Genomic DNA, 17495 nt, shown 5'->3' on the forward strand with positions numbered 1-17495 from the left:
GGCGCCTCGGGTACACTGGCTCATCGTTCATTCTCAGGAGTCCGCCATGTCCGTGTCCATGTATCAGGCAACCATTCCCGTCTTCATCCGCGGCTTGCGGGTCGTTTCGTCCTTGCTGGAAAAGGCGCAAGCCCATGTGGAGGAAGATGGCATCGTGCCCGAGATTTTATTGGGCGCGCAGCTGGCGCCCGACATGCTGGATCTGACGGCGCAGGTGCAGCGCGCCAGCGATACGTCGAAGATGTCGGTCGAACGCCTGAGCGGCGTACCGGCGCCGAAGTTCGAGGATAACGAAGCGTCGTTCGAGCAGCTGCAGGAGCGCATCGCCAACACCATCGCCTACATCGACAGCGTGAATGCGGGCCAGATGGCGGGTAGCGCACAGAAGGAAGTCGTGCTGAACTGGACCGACGAGGGGAAAAAATTCTCGGGAGACAATTACCTGCTCAGTTTTGCCTTGCCGAATTTTTATTTCCACGTCTCCATGGTCCACGCCATCCTCAGAAACAATGGCGTGGCCGTGGGCAAGCTCGACTATCTTGGTCCTTACGATTGACAGGCCTGAAAAACCGTCGCGAGCGGCGATGATTTGTGGCCGAGAAGCGCAACTGTGCTGAAGCACAGTGAGCATCGCAGGCCGCAAAGCGCGACGCGCAGCAGGTTTTAGCAGGTTTTTTATCGCTGTGGCTGCTGCTGAACCTGATTCTGCACCGCGTTGCCCAGCATGCCGCCGCCGATCACGCCGGCCACCGTCGCCAGCGCCTTGCCGCGACCGCCACCGACCTGATTGCCGATCAAGCCGCCGATGACGGCGCCCGTGCCGATGCCCACGTAGTTCGGTTGTGCCGGCGCCGGTGCAGGCACTGGCTGCGGCTGGCGTACGGGTTCACGGTAAGCCGTGTCGCGGTAGCCATCATTGTTATCGTTGTAGGCAGGACGCGCCTGCGCCACTTGCGTGTGGTGCACGACGCGCTTGTGCACGACGGGAGCCGGGGCTGGTGCCGGGGCGGCTTGCGCCACGACAGGCGCGGCGAGCGGGGCCGTCACGGGCGCTGCCAGGGCCGCGGCGCTGGCCGGCGTCATGGCGGCCACGTCGGCAGGGATGGCTGGCGTGGCAGGCACATTGGCCCGCGAATTGGGCAGGATGCCGGCGATGGACGCCGCGCCCACCAGGCACAGGACGGTCACGGAAATGGCGGCGCCGGCCATCAAGGGGTGGATGCGGCTGGCGGTAGTCGTCGTGTTCATGTGTTCTCCTGGGTGGCAAGGTGTTGCGCTGTTGTTGATGTGTCCAGATTAACGGTCGCGTCGGCCCAAGGCTAGCCCTTGCGCTGTATCAAACGTAAGCAGGTGTAAGCCGCGCTTTCCAAAGCACAGTAGAATCGGTGCATTCCCCTTTCCGGAGTCCGCCATGAGCCAGTTATTCACGCCATATGCACTGGGGCCGCTGCTCGTGGCCAACCGTATCGCCATCGCGCCCATGTGCCAGTACTCGGCCGACAACGGCAACGCCACCGACTGGCACATGATCCACCTGGGCCACCTGGCCCTGTCCGGGGCGGGCTTGCTGATGACGGAAGCGACGGCCGTCTCGCCCGAGGGACGCATCTCGGCCGAAGACCTGGGCCTGTGGTCGGATGCGAACCAGGCGGCGCTGGCCAACGTGGTGCAGGCGATCCGCCGCCACGCGCCGATTCCGCTGGTGGTGCAACTGGGTCACGCAGGACGCAAGGCGTCGAGCCGCGCGCCCTGGCAGGGCGGCGCCTGCGTGCACCTGGCCGAGGGCGGCTGGCAAACGGTGGCGCCGTCCGCCATCGCCCACTCTCCCGGCGAAACCGTGCCGATCGCCCTCGATGAGATGGGTTTGTTGCAGATCAAGGGCGCGTTTGTCGCGGCCGCCCAGCGCGTGCATGCGCTCGGCATCGAAGGCATCGAACTGCATGCGGCGCACGGTTATCTGCTGCACCAGTTCCTGTCGCCCCTGTCCAATCACCGTACCGACGTGTATGGCGGCAGCCTGGAAAACCGCATGCGTTTTCCGCTGGAAGTGTATGAAGCCGTGCGCGCCGCCGTGCCCGACAGCGTGGCCGTAGGCGTGCGCCTTTCCGCCACCGACTGGGTCGAGGGCGGTTGGGAAATTGAGCAAAGCGTGCGCTTCGCGCAGGAACTCAAGCAGCTGGGCGCCGACTTCATCCACGTCTCCAGCGGTGGCATTTCGCCACAGCAGCAAATTCCCGTGAGTCCCGGCTATCAGGTGGCGTTTGCCGAGCGCATCAAGCGCGACAGCGGCTTGCCCACCATCAGCGTGGGCTTGATCACGGAAGCGCAGCAGGCGGAAGACATCATTGCGCAAGGTCAATCCGACATGGTGGCGCTGGCGCGCGCCATCCTGTTCGATCCGCGCTGGCCCTGGCATGCGGCGGCCCAGCTGGGCGCGCAAGTGCAGGCGCCACCGCAGTACTGGCGCTCGCAGCCGCGCGAGTACAAGCACCTGTTCGGCGACACGACCCTGGGCCAGCGCTAGGAGTCCCGGCCGGGAGCGTCTTCCGCTGGCGGCCGGCGGCTGGAGGGCTAAGGCGTATGCGTAAAGGCGGGTCCCGTGGCGCTCACCCCCACTGCGGAGCGGCCATCGATCAGCATGCCAACCGAGCGGCCAAAGAAGAAGCTCGCCCCCATGTTCAAGGTCAGGTAAGGCGCGCCCACGGCGCCGGCCAAGCCCTCGAACGCATGGGCGGTCGGATGCGCGGTGAACGCGGCCGATGCGTCCACGGTGAGGATGGAGACGCTCGAGACCGTGCCAGCGCGGCCAGTGTTCGAGGCCGTGAGCGACAGGGTGCCGCCGGGGCAGAAGAAGGAGGAGATTGCTCCACTGCAGGAGATGAAGTTGCCGCCAGCCGGGAAGAAGTTAATACTCGAGCCGCTGTCGATGAAGCTGTTGCTCAAGGTACGGCCATTGAAGTCCGACGAAAAGTAGCCGAGATTGGTGGCGCCCAGTACCGAGCTGCCCGCTGGCAGGGCATTGTTCGAGCGGGTTCCCAGGCCGAAGATCAGCATGCCCTCGGCGCGCTCGGCAACGTGGTTCGACAAGGGGGGCAAGATGATGATGTTGCCATTGTTGTCGGCCCCAAAGCCCGTGAGGGGATTGCCAACCTGGTCCGCCAGCGGCACTGGAATTTGGCGGCATGGAACCGAGGAGCACGCGTAGTAGACGGGCGCGGCAAAGACCGTGCACGCGGAGCCGCAGTCTTGCGCGAACAAGCCCACGCCAATGATGCCCTTGGCGCCCACGTCCGCAGCCGTTTTCAGCATGGTGCCCTGGGTTTGGCACGATGCAGGGATGCTGGCAAATTTGGCACCCGGATCGGCGATGATCTGGATGGCCATGTTGGTGGCCAGCTTGCCGCCTTGATTGGTGCCGCCCATGCGGATGTCGGCCTTGCGGACGCTGCCCCAGGTGGTGCCGGAAATGAAGGAAATGCACTGGCCCAACGGTTCACCGCCTGAAGTGGCACTGGCCAGGCTGCCCAGCAGCTGGGAGGGCATGTCGGCGGCAAACACGCGCAGTCCGACCGAGCCGGTGTCAACCAGGACATGGTCGATGACGGCGCAGTTGTTGGTGTTGCCCGGAGCGCAAATTTTGACATCGACAAAGATCGCGTTCGGCGTGTTGCCGTTGCCGTTTGCAGGACCGGCATCGACATAGATAGGCGCGACATTGTCGTCGCCGATGACGGCGGCGACCGGATTCAACGGCGAGCCGCCGGGCTTGTTTTCCGGAGGCTTGATGATGATCGGCGGATCGACGGGGGTGACGGGCGGATTGGTGACGACCGGAGGCTCCACCACCACAGGCGGGCTGACGACGGGAGGCGCCACCACGGGCGGGGTCACGGGCGGGTTAGTCTGCACGGGAGGAGGGGTTGACGAGCCGGACCCGCCGCCGCAGGCGCTCAGGGCGAGGGTGGCGAACAGGGCAAATGCCGCGGACATCAATGGCAGGCGGAAGCGGTGCGCGAAGGGGGGCGTTTTCATGGAATCCTTGAGGGGGTGAATTGGGAGAGGCGCTTAGCGCAGTGTCGCCAGGTCGAAGCCTGCCGGCAGCCGGGAACTCAGGTAGGAGTAGCCCGAATAGGCGCGCAGGTGTCCGCTTGAAACGATGGTCCAGTCGCCGGCGGTGGCATTGAGCAGGCGCGGCGAACGAATCCCCGACGAACGCTGGGCGACCTGGGCGCGATCGAGGGAGGGTTTGTAGGCGCCCAGCAGGGATGCCAGGTCAGGCATGGTCGGGGCGGCCCACGACACGGCGAATACGAAGCCGCCGGCATCCGCAAACTCCGTGGCGACACCGCCATCGGGCAGGACGATCCTGTGGCTGGAATACGGCAAACTCGTCGAGGCCGATGCGTCCAGGACGGTTGAAAAGGAGCGCGCATGCATGGCCCTGGCGTCGGCAACGGGCCCTTGGGCCGGCGAGATGATGTCGCCCAGGCCTGCCTGGGCAGCAGGGGAGAAAATACCCAGCAGGCATGCCAGGATGGCGGGACGCATGGCAGGCAGCGCAGGCGACGAAGCGGCTGCCATCGCCAACTGGTTTGTGCGCCGCGCCGGGCCACTACGTGGATAATTAAACATACCGACACCTCTTCATTTGCTAATCATAAATAATCGCCCCTCTTTTCCGCTTGCATCCTTGCGCGGATTCAGGAAAGGCGTCTCTATTGGAAGTTTCCTCAAGGAAACATGTTTATAAGAAAAGTCCTGCTGCGAAGCCATTGCATGGCTCGCGCATAACATCGTCTTGCCATCGAATGCCGCTCCAGCATCGGGTTCCACCGCTGCGATGGGCCGACGATGAAATTCTTGCTTTGCGACAAGATGAAAAATACCGCAGCCGTGGAGAATAAGATTGAATCTGTGCGACAAATGCTGATCGATATGACAAAAATTCCACGTGGCCCGCATCGGGCAATAGCTTTCATCTTCTGCTAAACTCCGGTTTCTTCCACTATTCATTCCGGACACTTCGACATGCGCCATTGATACTGCCGTGCTGTGCACGGCCTCGCCCTTCCCGCCACAGCGCCTTTGCGCCGCGCGGGTTCGCCAGCCCTGTCTGCACGTACAAGGAGTATCCATGCCCGCATTACTACAACTCGACCGTCTTTCCTTCGTGCTGCCCGATGGCCGCACCCTGTTTTCCGATTTGCAATTCGCGTTTGCTCCGCAACGTATCGGCCTCGTCGGCGATAACGGTGTGGGCAAGAGCGTGCTGGCGCGCCTGCTGGCATGCCAGGCGCAGCCGTCCTCTGGCGCCGTGCGCTGTGACGGCGCCGTGCATTACGTGGCACAGGAACTCGATCCGCAGCGCTATCCCACCGTGGCGGCCCTCGCTGGCGTGGTCAGCTTGCTGGCAGCGCTGGCGCGCATCGCCGAAGGCAGCATCGACGAGGCCGACTACGCCCTGGTGGGAGACCGCTGGGATGCCCACGCGCGCTTGCGCCAGGCGCTCGATGCGCTTGATTTATCTCATGTCGATGCCGACACGCCGACGGCTGGCCTGAGCGGTGGCGAGCGCCAGCGCATCGCCCTGCAAGGCGCCTGGCTGTCGCAGGCGGACTGGCTGGTGCTCGATGAGCCGAGCAACCACCTTGATGTCCATCAACGTGCCCGCCTGGTGGCGCAGATGGCGCGCTGGCCGGGCGGCTTGCTGCTGATCAGCCATGACCGCGGCTTGCTGCAGCACGTCGATGAAATTGTCGAGTTGTCGCCGCATGGCTTGCGCAGCTATGGCGGCAATTACGCCCTGTTTGCGCAGCAGCGCGCGCTGGAGCAGGCTGGCTACGCCGCCGCCCTGCAAGCGGAAAAGGCCGGCGCCAGGCGTGAACAGCGCGAGGCGCAGCAGCAGGCCGAACGCCAGCAGAAACGGGTGACGCGCGGTGAGCGCGAGGGCCGCGAAGGCAATCAAAGCAAGCTGCTGCTGGACGCGAAAAAGGAGAAAAGCCAGGATAGCCAGGGCAGGCTGCGCGTGCGCGCGCAAGAGGCGCAGCAGGCGCGCCAGCAAAGGGTGATGGACGCCAGCGCCCGCTGCGCGCCCGAGGCCGAACGGCTGCTGCTGGCGCCCGAGAGTGGCGTGCCGAACGGGAAACTGATCCTGGAGCTGCGCGAATTGGTCTTGCCGCATGGCCAGGCGCACGCCATCAACCTGGTGCTGAGCGGCCCGCGCCGCCTGGCCGTGACGGGAGACAATGGCAGCGGCAAGTCGACCCTGCTGCGCGTGATCGCGGGACAGCTGGCGCCCGCCAGCGGCGCGCTGCGCTGCCATGCGCAGGTGGCCTGGCTGGACCAGCATGCTGGGCTGCAAGACGGCGAGTGGAGCGCCGTGCAACGTTTGCAGGAACGCAACAGCATTGTGCCGGAAGGCGAGTTGCGCACGCGGCTGGCGCTGCTGGGCATTGCCGGCGCGCGCGCCACCATGCCCAGCCGTTTGCTGAGCGGGGGCGAGCGCATGAAGGTGGCGCTGGCGGCCGAACTGTATGCGCAGACGCCGCCACAATTGCTGCTGTTAGATGAGCCCGACAATCATCTGGACCTGGCCAGCCTGCAGGCGCTCGAGCAGATGCTGCTGCAATATCAGGGGGCGTTACTTGTGGTTTCGCATGACCAGGCATTTCTGGAGGCGATAAACCTTGACCCGGAGGGCTTGACATTGCATAAGTGATAATTGAATGAAAAAATACACGCTCGATGCCTGGAGAGCATGCTTCATGAACCGATGCTGAATTTTGTTTGATTGTCGGTATAATCCACTGAATAACCGGGCCTATTTGTGAACTAAAACTGCTGGTTCACCAATATGATGACGTTTAATCTGGCACTGTTGTCGGTCACTGCCGCGCTGCCAGGGCGTCATCCTCCGTGCCCTGCCGTGCATGAATTTTGGTTTCGCTTATATTGTTTTCTTGGAGAAATAGCATGTCGTTTTACGAAAAACTCAAAGCCCTCAACATCGAATTGCCAGTCGTTGCCGCACCAGCTGCCGCTTACGTGATGCATGCCCGCACGGGCAACACCGTCTTCCTGTCCGGCCACCTGGCCAAGAAGGATGGCAAGGTCTGGGTGGGGCAACTGGGCAAGGACGTCACCACGGAAGAAGGCAAGATCGCTGCGCGCGGCATCGCCATCGAACTGATCGCCACCTTGCAAGACGCGTGCGGCGGCGACTTGAGCAAGGTCAAGCGCATCGTCAAGGTCATGAGCCTGGTCAATTCCACTTCCGAATTCACGGAACAGCACCTGGTGACCAATGGCGCCTCGGAACTGTTCGTCGAAGTCTTCGGCGACAGCGGCAAGCACGCCCGCTCCGCCTTCGGCGTGGCGCAAATCCCGCTGGGCGCTTGCGTCGAGATCGAACTGATCGCCGAACTGGCCTGATCAGCTGAGCATGCCGGCGCCTGTCGCCGGCTCGCCTTTTCCTCCTTTCCAGCAAGAGCGGAACCGCCATTGGGGTGGAGGGATCGGTGTATTCAAGAAAAAAACGGAGACACGTAATGAAAACGAGTGAACAAGGCTTGCACCGCGGCCTGGGCGAGCGGCAGATTCGCCTGATGGCGCTGGGCGCCGCGATTGGCGTGGGCCTGTTTTTGGGTTCCGGCAATGCGATCAAGATGGCCGGTCCCGGCATCATGCTGTCGTACATCATCGGTGGCGCGGTCATCTTCATGATCATGCGCGCGCTGGGCGAAATGGCCGTGCACAACCCTGTGGCTGGTTCCTTCAGCCGCTATGCCCAGGATTACCTGGGCCCCCTGCAAGGCTACCTGACGGGCTGGAACTACTGGTTCCTGTGGCTGGTCACGTGCGTGGCGGAAATTACCGCCGTCGCCATCTACATGGGCATCTGGTTCCCCGATGTGCCGCGCTGGATCTGGGCCTTGGCGGCCCTCGGCTCCATGGGCGCGATCAATTTGCTGGCCGTGAAAGCCTACGGCGAATTCGAATTCTGGTTTGCCCTGATCAAGGTGGTCACCATCATCCTGATGATCGTCGGCGGCACGGGCATGATCATCTTCGGTTTCGGCAATGGCGGCGTGGCCATCGGCATTTCCAACCTGTGGACGCATGGCGGCTTCTTCCCGAATGGCGCGCAGGGCGTGCTGATGTCGCTGCAGATGGTGATGTTTGCCTACCTGGGCGTGGAAATGATCGGCCTGACGGCCGGCGAAGCGGCGAACCCGAAGAAATCGATTCCCGACGCCATCAATTCGGTGTTCTGGCGCATCCTGATTTTCTATGTCGGCGCACTGTTCGTCATCCTGTCGATTTACCCATGGAATGAAATCGGCACCACCGGCAGCCCCTTCGTCATGACGTTCGAACGCCTGGGCATCAAGACGGCCGCCGGCATCATCAACTTCGTCGTGCTGACGGCAGCCTTGTCGTCGTGCAATGGCGGTATCTTCAGCACGGGCCGCATGCTGTACAACCTGGCGCTGCAAGGCCAGGCGCCGAAGGCGTTTGCGGAAACGACGGCCAGCGGCGTGCCGCGCCGCGCCATCCTGGTATCCGTGTTTGCGCTGCTGCTGGGCGTGCTGCTGAACTACCTGGTGCCGGAAAAAGTGTTTATCTGGGTCACCTCGATTTCCACCTTCGGCGCCGTCTGGACCTGGGGCGTGATCCTCGTCACGCAAATCCAGTTCCGCAAGACCTTGACGCCGCTGGAAATCAAGAACCTGGCCTTCCGCATGCCGTTCGCGCCCTACGGTTCCTGGATTTCGCTGGCTTTCCTGGCGCTGGTGATCGGCCTGATGGCGTATTTCCCCGATACGCGCATCGCCCTGATGGTGGGACCGGCCTGGCTGATCCTGCTGACGGTGCTGTACTACGCGCTGGGTCTGGCGCCGAAAGACCGCCGCGACGACGTGCCGCAAGGCTACGAAGCGGGCTGGCCGCCGGCCGATGTGCCGCACGGCAAGAAGTAATCCAGCCTAGTTGAGCTGAATCAAAAGCGCGCCCCTGCACTTGCAGCGGCGCGCTTTTTCTTTCATATTGGCCATTCCATGCAGCACTAACGCCAGTGCGCGTTTGATGGCGCACGCCTGGCGTTGTTTCCTTGCATCAAAGTTCTGTTTAGCTGAACCGATGAAAGCCCTATAATCGCTTAGTTTTGAAAATGGACGCGATCTTTCCGGTTTTTTGCCAGGTGGGGCCGGAGTGCTATTTGTTTTTACCCGTCATGCGAAAATACGTGTGCCTCATAAAGGAATGCTAGTGAGCCAAACCCTGGTCCAGAAACTTTGCCGCACCAAGCCGATCGATACCACGGTCGAATATGGTGAAGGCCTCAGCAGCAGTGGCTTGAGCCGGTCCATCGGCCTGTTTTCCCTCACCATGATCGGCGTGGGCGCCACCATCGGCACGGGCATTTTCTTTACCATGGTCGAAGCCGTCCCCAAGGCGGGCCCTTCGGTCGTCCTGTCTTTCCTGATCGCCGCCATCACGGCCGGCCTGACGGCCCTGTGCTATGCGGAGCTGTCGTTCCGCATTCCCGCTTCCGGCTCTTCGTATTCGTTTGCCTATGCCACCGTGGGCGAGTTCCTGGCCTTCATCATGGCCGCCTGTCTGCTGCTGGAATACGGCTTGGCGGGCAGTGCCGTGGCCATCGGCTGGTCGTCCTACCTGAATAATTTCCTGGAAAATGCCTTCGGCTGGCACATTCCCGAGATGCTGCGCACGCCGATGATCGTTTCCGGCCCGCATGGCATGGAGTTTCATGCCGGCCACATCAACCTGCCGCCCATCTTTTTGATCTGCATGTGCGGCTTCCTGCTGCTGCGCGGCGCCAAGGAATCGGCCCTGATGAACGCCATCATGGTCATCATCAAGCTGGCGATCCTCGTGTTTTTCATCGTCATCGCGTTTTCCGGCTTCAATGCCGACAATTTCTTCCCCTTCTTCAATGCCGACAACAGCAAGGGCTTTGCCGGCATGACGGGCGTGACGGCGGCGGCCGGCACCGTCTTCTTCTCCTTCATCGGCCTCGATACGGTGGCGACGGCCGGCGACGAAGTGAAAAATCCCACGCGCAATGTGCCGCGCGGCATTCTTGGCGCCTTGCTCATCGTCACCGTGTTTTATTTGCTGGTGGCCGTGGCCGCCCTCGGCGCGCAGCAGGCGAAATTGTTCGAAGGCCAGGAAGCGGGCCTGGCGGTGATTCTGCAAAACGTCACGGGCAAGACCTGGCCCGCGCTGGTGCTGTCGGCCGGCGCCGTCATTTCCGTCTTCAGCGTGACCCTGGTGACGATCTACGGCCAGACGCGCATCCTGTTTGCCGTCAGCCGCGACGGCCTGATCCCGAAGTCGTTCCAGAAGATCCACCCGCGCACCCTGGTGCCGGTGAGCAATACGATCATCGTTTGCCTGGTGGTGGCCGTGGTGGCCGGTTCCGTCGATGCGACTTACTTGTGGGACATGGTCAGCATCGGTACTTTGACAGCCTTCATGGTGGTGTCGATCGCCGTGCCCGTGCTGCGCCACAAGCAGGGCGCGAACCGCATCGAAGGCTTCAGCGTGCCGTTCGGGCCGTACGTGATTCCTGGCCTCAGCGTGCTCGCTTGCCTGTACATCATGCGCGATTTGCCGCATACGACGTTCGTTGTGTTCAGTGTGTGGATGGCGGTGACGGTAGCCATTTACTTCCTGTACAGCATGCGGCATTCGCACCTGGGCAAGAAGGCCCGCTAATGCAGTCTGTTCCATCCGAAACCGCCGCGCTTGCCGGCGGTTTTTTTTATTTCTAACCGGAATTTACATGATGAAAATAACTGATCTGGCCGCTTGCGGCTTGCTGGCAAGCAGCCTTCTGGGCACCCTGGCACAGGCCGCTTCTGCCACCGAGCCGGCCTTGCGCGATTACCGCGCCGTCGCCCTGTCGGCCAATGGCCAGCGCATCGCCGCCATCGAATCGAGCAGGGCGGGCGAACTGCCGCAGCGCCCGCATGCGGTCATCGTCGTGCGCGACGCCGCCAACGGCGCCATCGTGCAGCAATTCGATCCGTGCGCCGTGTGCTCCTACGACAAGCCTAGCTGGTCGCCCGATGGCCGGCAGCTGGCTTTTGTCGGCTACGACGCCAAGGCGGGCACGGCGCAACTGTACCTGGCCACGATGACACAGGCGCAAACCCAGATATTGACGAGCATCAAAGGTGTGGCCAGTACGGCGCGCTGGTCGCCGGATGGCAAGCAGCTGGCCCTGCTCGCGACGGTGGGCGCGCGCAAGCTGGCCGGCGCCGTGGAAGCGGGGGCGCGCCAGGTGGGCGAAGTGGGCAGCGAAGACGATGCCCAACGCATCGCTGTCGTGCCGGCCAGCGGCGGCGAGCCGCGTCTGCTGTCGCCAGGCGACACCTATGTGTATGAATACAGCTGGACGCCCGATGGCCGCGGCTTTGTCGCCACCAGCGCGCAAGGCAATGGCGACAGCAACTGGTGGGTCGCCAAGCTCAGCCATATTGATGCGGCCACGGGCGCCTTGCGCGTGATCGCGTCGCCGGCCATGCAGCTGAACCTGCCATCGGTCTCGCCGGATGGCAAGACGGTGGTCTTCATCGGCGGCCTGATGAGCGATTTCGGCTCCATCGGCGGCGATATCTACACCGTACCGCTGGCCGGCGGCACGCCGCGCAATCTCACGCCAGACTATCGCGGCACCTTCAATGGCGTCGTCTGGCGCGGCGCCGGCTTGCTGGCAACGGCCCTGATCGATTCGCAGCTGGCGCTGGTGCCCGTCGATGCGCAAAGCGGCCCGGCCCGGCCTGTGCTGCTCGGTGAGCTCAGCAGCAGCGGCAGCGATGGCCGCCTGTCGTTCAGCGCCGATGGCCGTCACGCCGCTGCCGCCCAGGAAGATTTTACGCACGCCAGCTACCTGGTGGCGGGACCGGTGGGGCAGTTGAAAAAGATTACGCGCGACAATGACGGTTTTGCGCCGCAACTGACGGTGCAGAACGTGGGCTGGAACAACGAGCAATACAAGGTGCAAGGCTGGCTGCTGGGGCCGTTGAAGGCGGACGCAGGCAAGCGCTACCCGATGATCGTCAACGTGCATGGCGGCCCGGGCGCCGCCGCCTCGCCCCGTTACGTGGGAGCGAACACCCTGATCCATGAATTGACGCAAAAGGGCTATTTCGTCTTCCTGCCCAATCCGCGCGGCAGCTTTGGCCAGGGCCAGGCTTTTACGCGCGCCAACATGGCCGACTTCGGCGGCGGCGACTGGCGCGACATCCTGGCCGGCATTGATGCCGCGCAAAAAGTGGCGCCCATCGATGGGGAACGCCTGGGTCTGATCGGCCATTCGTATGGCGGCTTCATGACCATGTGGGGCGTCACGCACAGCGACCGCTTCAAGGCGGCCGTGGCGGGCGCGGGCGTGTCGAACTGGATCAGCTATTACGGCCAGAACGGCATCAACCAGTGGATGATCCCGTTCTTTGGCGCCTCCGCGTATGACAATCCCGCCGTCTACCGCAAGGCTTCACCCATCGAATCGATCAAGGCGGCCAAGACGCCGACCCTGATCTACGTGGGCGAGCGCGACGTGGAAACGCCGGCTGCCCAGTCGCTGGAATTCTGGCACGGCTTGCGCGCCATGGGCGTGCCGTCCAGCCTGTTCATCTACGATGGCGAAGGCCACTCCTTCCGCAAGCCCGAGCATCAGCGCGACTTGCAGAAGCGCACCATCGGCTGGTTTGAGCAGTATCTGAAGTAAGTTGCGCCAGCTTAGCGCGGCGCTACAATATGCACGATCGCCGCGCTATGCACCACGATCTTGTCCGCATCGGCCTGCAACAGGCGGATGCGCCGCTGCACCAGCGGCCAGCCTGACCAGGCCACGTCGCTGACGGGCGGCGCGGCAGGCGCGGCCAGCGGGGCGCTGATGGCGGCCTGGTTGTCGAGCTGTTCCAGTGCGCGCGACAGGGTCAGACACACTTGCGTATGGCTGTGGCTGAGCAGGGCGTTGACGGGGGCGACGGGCAGCTGGCTGGCGTGGCGCCCGAGGATCGAGCGCAGCGCCGCCACGTGGGCGACCAATAAATAATTTTGCACGATGAACAGGTTGATGTCTTCCACGGCCCGCTGCTTGCTGGCCGGTTCATCGAGCATGCGCACCAGCGCCGAGCTGAGCGCAGCCAGGCTGTCCATCAATCGCTTGCGCTCGATGCGGTAGGCGAAGTCATCGAAACATTTCCCCTGCAGCAGCGCGAAGCTGGCCTGCATATAGCTCACATTCACATTCAGCACCTGGCGCACCAGCCGTGGCAGGCTCTGGTATTCCCAGTTGGCCAGCACGAAGCTGAACACGGTGGCAACAAACGCGCCAATCAGGGTGTCGATCAGGCGCTCGCTGACGAGGTTCGGGTTGCTGGGCGCCACCAGGTGCATTTGCAGCAGAATCATCAGGCTCACGGCGATGGCCGTGTAGCGGTAGCGCAAATAGATGAAGGTGGGCGTGGCCACGATGGAGAGGAACAGGATGGCCATCAGCACGATATTGCTGTGCACGAAGCGGATCACGATGGCCGTGATGATGCAGCCGATGATGGTGCCGATGATGCGGTCGGCGCGGCGCTGGCGCGTCATGCTGAACGTGGGGCGCAAGATGATGACGATGGTCAATACGATCCAGTAGCTGTGCGCCGCATATGGCAGCCAGTGTCCGATCAGCAATCCCACCGAGATGGCCATCGAGACGCGCAGGGCGAAGCGGAACACGGGCGAGTCCGGGCGCAGGTTCGACAGCAGGGTTTTCAGCTCGTATTTCTGCTGCGACAGGAACGGCGCCATGTCCGCACCGCTCCAGAACGGCACGTTGTCATACACTTTCTGGCTGGCCAGGTGCAATTCCGCGATCATTTTCAGAATGGCGCGGATCTTGTTGCGCTGCGCGCGCAGGGTGGCCAGCGCTTCCTGCGCAGCATCGCCTTTTGCATGCAGGCGGGCAATTTCCTCTTCGATATCGGCCCATTCCTTGTCGTAACTGATCTGCGCATACGAGGCGCGCTTGCGCGTTACGGCGTAGGCCACGGCTTCGATGTCGCGCGCCGCCTTGTAGGCCAGGTCGTGCAAGGATTTCAGCACGTCGGAGTCCGCCAGGTGCTGGCGCAGCAGCGCGTAATCCGTGTGCGTGGAGAGTATCAGTTCATACAGATCCAGCATGCACACGTGCACCTGCACGACGATAGCATCCTTGCTGTTCTTGTGGCTGCGCAAAATCAAGTCGCGCGATGCTTGCTGGCGGTCGGCCAGGATGCTTTGATGGCGCACAAGCTTGTTGAACTGTTCCGTCAGGTTAAAACGCGTGTCGTAGAAATCGGCCTTGATGTCGATGTAGGCGGCCAGTTCGAACAGGGCTTCGGCCAGCACTTGCTGCTTGATGCGGTGGCGCAAGACCCAGGCGATGGCCATGGCGTACGCCAGATAGATGAGGCCACCGAGCATGAACAGGCCCGCATGGTGGAACGATTGCTGCCACGTCATCTGGTGCTCCATCGACATGGTCATGATGAACAGGGCGGCCAGTTGCAAGGGCATGGATTTCTTGCCGTACACCACCATCATGCTGGCGAGGAAACTCACGAGCACGAGCACCGTCATCAACAGCCACTGCACGGGGCCGCACAGGCTGATTAGCAAAGTGACGGCGCTGCACAGCAGCACGGAAGCGAGCATCTCATTGAACTTGTGGCGCAGCGGGCTGGGCATGTCCATCAGGGTCGTGCACAGGGCGCCGATGCACACCGTCATGGCGGTATTGCTGTCGCTGATTTCCTGGGTCAGCAAGGCCAGGCCGACGAGACCGATGGCCACGCGCAAGCCCAGGTAAAAATAATGGCTGTAAATAAAGGTGCGCAGGTTCAGTGCGTAGTGCATGGGATTACCTTGTGGGCAGGGCACAGAAAGAGGCGCCGCACCGGGGTCTCCGATGCGGCGCCAGGATGTTGCAGTCGCTACAGCCTTGATTTACATCAGGGCAATCACGGGATATCTACGCCATTCCGGTTCGGCAAAGCGCTGGCAGTGTGCAAAGATGAAGTTCAGCACGGCTTCCTGATTGCTCAGCAGGGCGGGATTCGCTGCTTTCCAGTCGGCAAACTTGGCGGCCAGCGCCGGCTCGTCGCGCAGCAGTTCGGAAGCCATGTCTTCGAACACGTAATCGGAAAACGCTTCTTTCTTCTCCAGCACACTGTTGAAGAAACCCCAGCGGAAGAAGCTGTCGTGCGCCTGCGGTTCCAGGGTTTCCACGGCGTAGCGGGCGTTGTCCTGGTCCAGGCCGACGACATAATCGCCCGCCTGCACGGTGAACTGGCCCGTGCGCGTTTCCAGTTCTACATTGTCGTGGAACATGTGGCCTTCGTAGGCCGTGGCCCGCGTGCCGACGTTGGTGATGTGGTAGTAGCGCGCCGTTAGCGTCTGTTCGGTGGTGATGCGGCTCATTTCGACGCCGTTCCAGCGCAACCGTTCGATGACTTCGCGCCACGCTTGCGGCACGATATAGGCTTTCGGCGCGGCCACGGTGACGTCCGCATCGAAGCGGTTGTAATACTTGATATCGCGTTCCCACGGCTGCGAGCGGTCATACGACAGGCGCTGGTAGTCGCCCAGCAGACTCGGCGTGTATTGCGCCGCATAGCCCTTGAAGGGGAAGGTCGACGGCTGTTCTTCATTCATGGCCCAGTGGATCGGCCACGCGGCTTGCGTGCGGCCGGCCGCCTTCGCTTGCGCGCGCAGCTGCTTGATCTGTTCGCCATGTTTGACCGTGAACGCCATGGTGATGTCGAGCAGGGCGCGCATGGATGCGTAGCGGTCGGCAAACGGTTTCAGCATGTGCGTTTCCGGCATGAAACCAATGACGTGATGCAAGGCCGCAAACCCGGTCGAGAAACGGGGCACTTCGAGGAATTCGGCGATGCCGTGGTCGGGACTGTCCTTGACGGGATTCACATACGGGCAGGTGGGCCAGCCGGCCTGTTCCATCTGCGCAAAGATGTGCGGCAGCATGGTGTCTTGCAGGAAGGGGCCGAGGCCATTGCCCAGCTTATCCGTCTGCGTGTGGATCAGGGTCATCGTGTACGGGTAGTCGGCGCCGTTCGACGTGTGCGTGTCGACCATCACGTCCGGGTCCCAGCTAGCCAGCAGGCGGTTGAACACTTGCGCGTTCAGGCTGTCGCACTTGATGAAATCGCGGTTCAAGTCCAGGTGGCGGCTGTTGCCGCGGAAACCGAATTGCTCCGGCCCATCCTGGTTCACGCGCGACGTGTTGGCGCGGTTCAGGCTGCCATCGACGTTGTAGATCGGAATGAACAGCAATACCGTGCTGCCCAGCGCCGCCAGGCGTTCCGGCTGCGTGCAGAGGTCGCGCACGATGGCCATGCAGGCGTCGATGCCTTCCGGTTCGCCCGGGTGGATGCCGTTATTGTTGAAGAATACGGTGCGGCCTGCGCGCTTGATTTGCTCGCGGTCAAACACGCCATCCGCGCTGACGACGCCAGCGTGGATGGGCACGCCCGAGTCGGACAGGCCGATCTGTTCGAAGTGCAGCACCTGCGGATAGCGTGCTGCAAGATCTTGATAGAAGGTGATGCATTCCAGCCAGGTCGTGGTCTGGTTGTGGTTACCGAGTTCGTAGGTCGTGCGCAAGTCTGGTGGCATAGCGGTCTGAGTCTGGGAGGGGGAAGGCGCGCTGGGTAAGTACGCCCGCTAGGGGCCAATTGTAGCACCGGCGCTCCTGCCTTGAGGCGCCGCAGGGGCTGGTTGCCGTACTTGTGTTATGAATACGTTTCACGCGCGAGGGGAGGCGGCATGGGCAAGGCGGCGATGGCAGCGATGGCGGCGCTGGTGTGGGGGATAGGCCTGGCGGCGCAGGCGGCACCATTGCGCTTGCCTGCGGGCAAGGAGCCGGTGGCGCAGGGCGGATCCGTCACGGCCGTTGCGCAGGGTGCGTTGATACGCTACCGGGGCTGGCTGCTGGCCATCGATGGCGCCGTGCCGGAAGAGCGGCCTGACATCGTGCTGACGTCGGCGGATGCGCGCCACGCGCCGCTGCTGCAGATCGGCGCGACGCAGCGCACCTTGCCCCTGTGGTCGGCCTTCGAGCTCGTCAAGGGAAGCGCGCGCCTGCGCATCACGGCGCTGCCGGGGCTTGAAGCGCTTCCCGCGCTGCTGCTGGACTTTGGCGAGAGCGATTACCGCATCGTGATTCCCGCCGCCCCCATCGAACGGCAAGCCTATCCACTGCTGGCGCAGCGCTTTCCCGGCGCCGATCTGGCCTTGCTGCTGCAGGATGGCCGGCGGGTCATGTTGCCGCTGGGAAGTGGCAGCGCGCAAGTGTTTGGCGCGGAGCAAGCCGTGCCTTACCGTTTTGCGAAAGTGCAAAAACGTTAGGCGAAAAAAAAGCCACTCCCGCAGGAGTGGCTCAGGTTAAAGCGCCCGTTGCCGGGTTATTGCTT

14 protein-coding genes are annotated in these 17495 nt (G+C 62.7%); 8 read left to right on the forward strand and 6 right to left on the reverse strand.

The window, feature by feature from the left end; translation table 11 throughout:
* Nucleotides 1-46: 46 nt before the first annotated feature.
* A complete protein-coding gene (locus tag OX459_RS26670; protein ID WP_289907259.1) occupies nucleotides 47-556 on the forward strand; it encodes a DUF1993 domain-containing protein in 510 nt (169 codons plus the stop codon).
* 119 nt (nucleotides 557-675) lie between these two features.
* Here OX459_RS26670 and OX459_RS26675 read toward each other — a convergent pair whose 3' ends face one another.
* A complete protein-coding gene (locus OX459_RS26675) occupies nucleotides 676-1248 on the reverse strand; it encodes a glycine zipper 2TM domain-containing protein (RefSeq protein WP_289907261.1) in 573 nt (190 codons plus the stop codon).
* Between the two features lie 163 nt (nucleotides 1249-1411).
* Between OX459_RS26675 and OX459_RS26680 the strand changes: the two genes are divergently transcribed.
* Nucleotides 1412-2524 (forward strand): NADH:flavin oxidoreductase/NADH oxidase, encoded by a 1113-nt coding sequence (locus tag OX459_RS26680; RefSeq protein ID WP_289907263.1) that lies wholly within the window; start codon nucleotides 1412-1414, stop codon nucleotides 2522-2524.
* Between the two features lie 47 nt (nucleotides 2525-2571).
* Here the strand turns inward: OX459_RS26680 and OX459_RS26685 are convergent, their stop codons facing one another.
* The 3 genes from OX459_RS26685 to OX459_RS26695 all read right to left on the reverse strand — a co-directional run bounded on the left by OX459_RS26685 (nucleotide 2572) and on the right by OX459_RS26695 (nucleotide 5037).
* On the reverse strand, nucleotides 2572-4032 hold the full coding sequence (locus tag OX459_RS26685; RefSeq protein ID WP_289907264.1) for a DUF3443 family protein: 1461 nt from the start codon (nucleotides 4030-4032) through the stop codon (nucleotides 2572-2574).
* A 33-nt stretch (nucleotides 4033-4065) separates the two neighbouring features.
* Nucleotides 4066-4581 carry a DUF2844 domain-containing protein gene (locus OX459_RS26690; protein WP_289907266.1) on the reverse strand — a complete coding sequence of 172 codons (516 nt, stop codon included), beginning with the start codon at nucleotides 4579-4581 and terminating at the stop codon, nucleotides 4066-4068.
* 63 nt (nucleotides 4582-4644) lie between these two features.
* Nucleotides 4645-5037, reverse strand: coding sequence for a hypothetical protein (locus OX459_RS26695; protein ID WP_289907267.1), 393 nt, complete (start codon nucleotides 5035-5037; stop codon nucleotides 4645-4647).
* Between the two features lie 97 nt (nucleotides 5038-5134).
* Here OX459_RS26695 and OX459_RS26700 point away from each other — a divergent pair, with 97 nt between their 5' ends.
* The 5 genes from OX459_RS26700 (at nucleotide 5135) to OX459_RS26720 (ending at nucleotide 12757) form a co-directional block, all read left to right on the forward strand.
* Nucleotides 5135-6718, forward strand: a complete 1584-nt coding sequence (locus OX459_RS26700) for an ATP-binding cassette domain-containing protein (protein ID WP_289907268.1) — start codon at nucleotides 5135-5137, stop codon at nucleotides 6716-6718.
* A 254-nt stretch (nucleotides 6719-6972) separates the two neighbouring features.
* On the forward strand, nucleotides 6973-7431 hold the full coding sequence (locus OX459_RS26705; RefSeq protein ID WP_076571881.1) for a RidA family protein: 459 nt from the start codon (nucleotides 6973-6975) through the stop codon (nucleotides 7429-7431).
* 116 nt (nucleotides 7432-7547) lie between these two features.
* Complete coding sequence (locus tag OX459_RS26710; protein ID WP_099666226.1) at nucleotides 7548-8978, forward strand: amino acid permease; 1431 nt, start codon at nucleotides 7548-7550, stop codon at nucleotides 8976-8978.
* 289 nt (nucleotides 8979-9267) lie between these two features.
* Nucleotides 9268-10740 (forward strand): amino acid permease, encoded by a 1473-nt coding sequence (locus OX459_RS26715; protein ID WP_099666227.1) that lies wholly within the window; start codon nucleotides 9268-9270, stop codon nucleotides 10738-10740.
* Between the two features lie 67 nt (nucleotides 10741-10807).
* On the forward strand, nucleotides 10808-12757 hold the full coding sequence (locus OX459_RS26720) for a S9 family peptidase (protein ID WP_289907269.1): 1950 nt from the start codon (nucleotides 10808-10810) through the stop codon (nucleotides 12755-12757).
* Between the two features lie 11 nt (nucleotides 12758-12768).
* Here OX459_RS26720 and OX459_RS26725 read toward each other — a convergent pair whose 3' ends face one another.
* Nucleotides 12769-14919 carry an FUSC family membrane protein gene (locus tag OX459_RS26725; RefSeq protein WP_289907270.1) on the reverse strand — a complete coding sequence of 717 codons (2151 nt, stop codon included), beginning with the start codon at nucleotides 14917-14919 and terminating at the stop codon, nucleotides 12769-12771.
* Between the two features lie 90 nt (nucleotides 14920-15009).
* Nucleotides 15010-16698 carry a M14 family zinc carboxypeptidase gene (locus tag OX459_RS26730; protein WP_289907271.1) on the reverse strand — a complete coding sequence of 563 codons (1689 nt, stop codon included), beginning with the start codon at nucleotides 16696-16698 and terminating at the stop codon, nucleotides 15010-15012.
* A 150-nt stretch (nucleotides 16699-16848) separates the two neighbouring features.
* On the opposite strand from OX459_RS26730, the gene OX459_RS26735 reads away from it, so the two are divergent.
* Nucleotides 16849-17430 carry a hypothetical protein gene (locus OX459_RS26735; protein WP_289907272.1) on the forward strand — a complete coding sequence of 194 codons (582 nt, stop codon included), beginning with the start codon at nucleotides 16849-16851 and terminating at the stop codon, nucleotides 17428-17430.
* Nucleotides 17431-17495: the final 65 nt, after the last annotated feature.

Source organism: Janthinobacterium sp. SUN026 (assembly GCF_030397625.1).
GTDB classification, from domain to species: domain Bacteria; phylum Pseudomonadota; class Gammaproteobacteria; order Burkholderiales; family Burkholderiaceae_D; genus Janthinobacterium; species Janthinobacterium kumbetense.

Bases quoted from the DNA above. Each gene is read 5' to 3' on its own strand.
- OX459_RS26670 (WP_289907259.1), top strand. From the start codon at position 47: ATGTCCGTGTCCATGTATCAGGCAACCATTCCCGTCTTCATCCGCGGC.
- OX459_RS26675 (WP_289907261.1), bottom strand. From the start codon at position 1,248: ATGAACACGACGACTACCGCCAGCCGCATCCACCCCTTGATGGCCGGC.
- OX459_RS26680 (WP_289907263.1), top strand. From the start codon at position 1,412: ATGAGCCAGTTATTCACGCCATATGCACTGGGGCCGCTGCTCGTGGCC.
- OX459_RS26685 (WP_289907264.1), bottom strand. From the start codon at position 4,032: ATGAAAACGCCCCCCTTCGCGCACCGCTTCCGCCTGCCATTGATGTCC.
- OX459_RS26690 (WP_289907266.1), bottom strand. From the start codon at position 4,581: ATGGCAGCCGCTTCGTCGCCTGCGCTGCCTGCCATGCGTCCCGCCATC.
- OX459_RS26695 (WP_289907267.1), bottom strand. From the start codon at position 5,037: ATGGCGCATGTCGAAGTGTCCGGAATGAATAGTGGAAGAAACCGGAGT.
- OX459_RS26700 (WP_289907268.1), top strand. From the start codon at position 5,135: ATGCCCGCATTACTACAACTCGACCGTCTTTCCTTCGTGCTGCCCGAT.
- OX459_RS26705 (WP_076571881.1), top strand. From the start codon at position 6,973: ATGTCGTTTTACGAAAAACTCAAAGCCCTCAACATCGAATTGCCAGTC.
- OX459_RS26710 (WP_099666226.1), top strand. From the start codon at position 7,548: ATGAAAACGAGTGAACAAGGCTTGCACCGCGGCCTGGGCGAGCGGCAG.
- OX459_RS26720 (WP_289907269.1), top strand. From the start codon at position 10,808: ATGATGAAAATAACTGATCTGGCCGCTTGCGGCTTGCTGGCAAGCAGC.
- OX459_RS26725 (WP_289907270.1), bottom strand. From the start codon at position 14,919: ATGCACTACGCACTGAACCTGCGCACCTTTATTTACAGCCATTATTTT.
- OX459_RS26730 (WP_289907271.1), bottom strand. From the start codon at position 16,698: ATGCCACCAGACTTGCGCACGACCTACGAACTCGGTAACCACAACCAG.
- OX459_RS26735 (WP_289907272.1), top strand. From the start codon at position 16,849: ATGGGCAAGGCGGCGATGGCAGCGATGGCGGCGCTGGTGTGGGGGATA.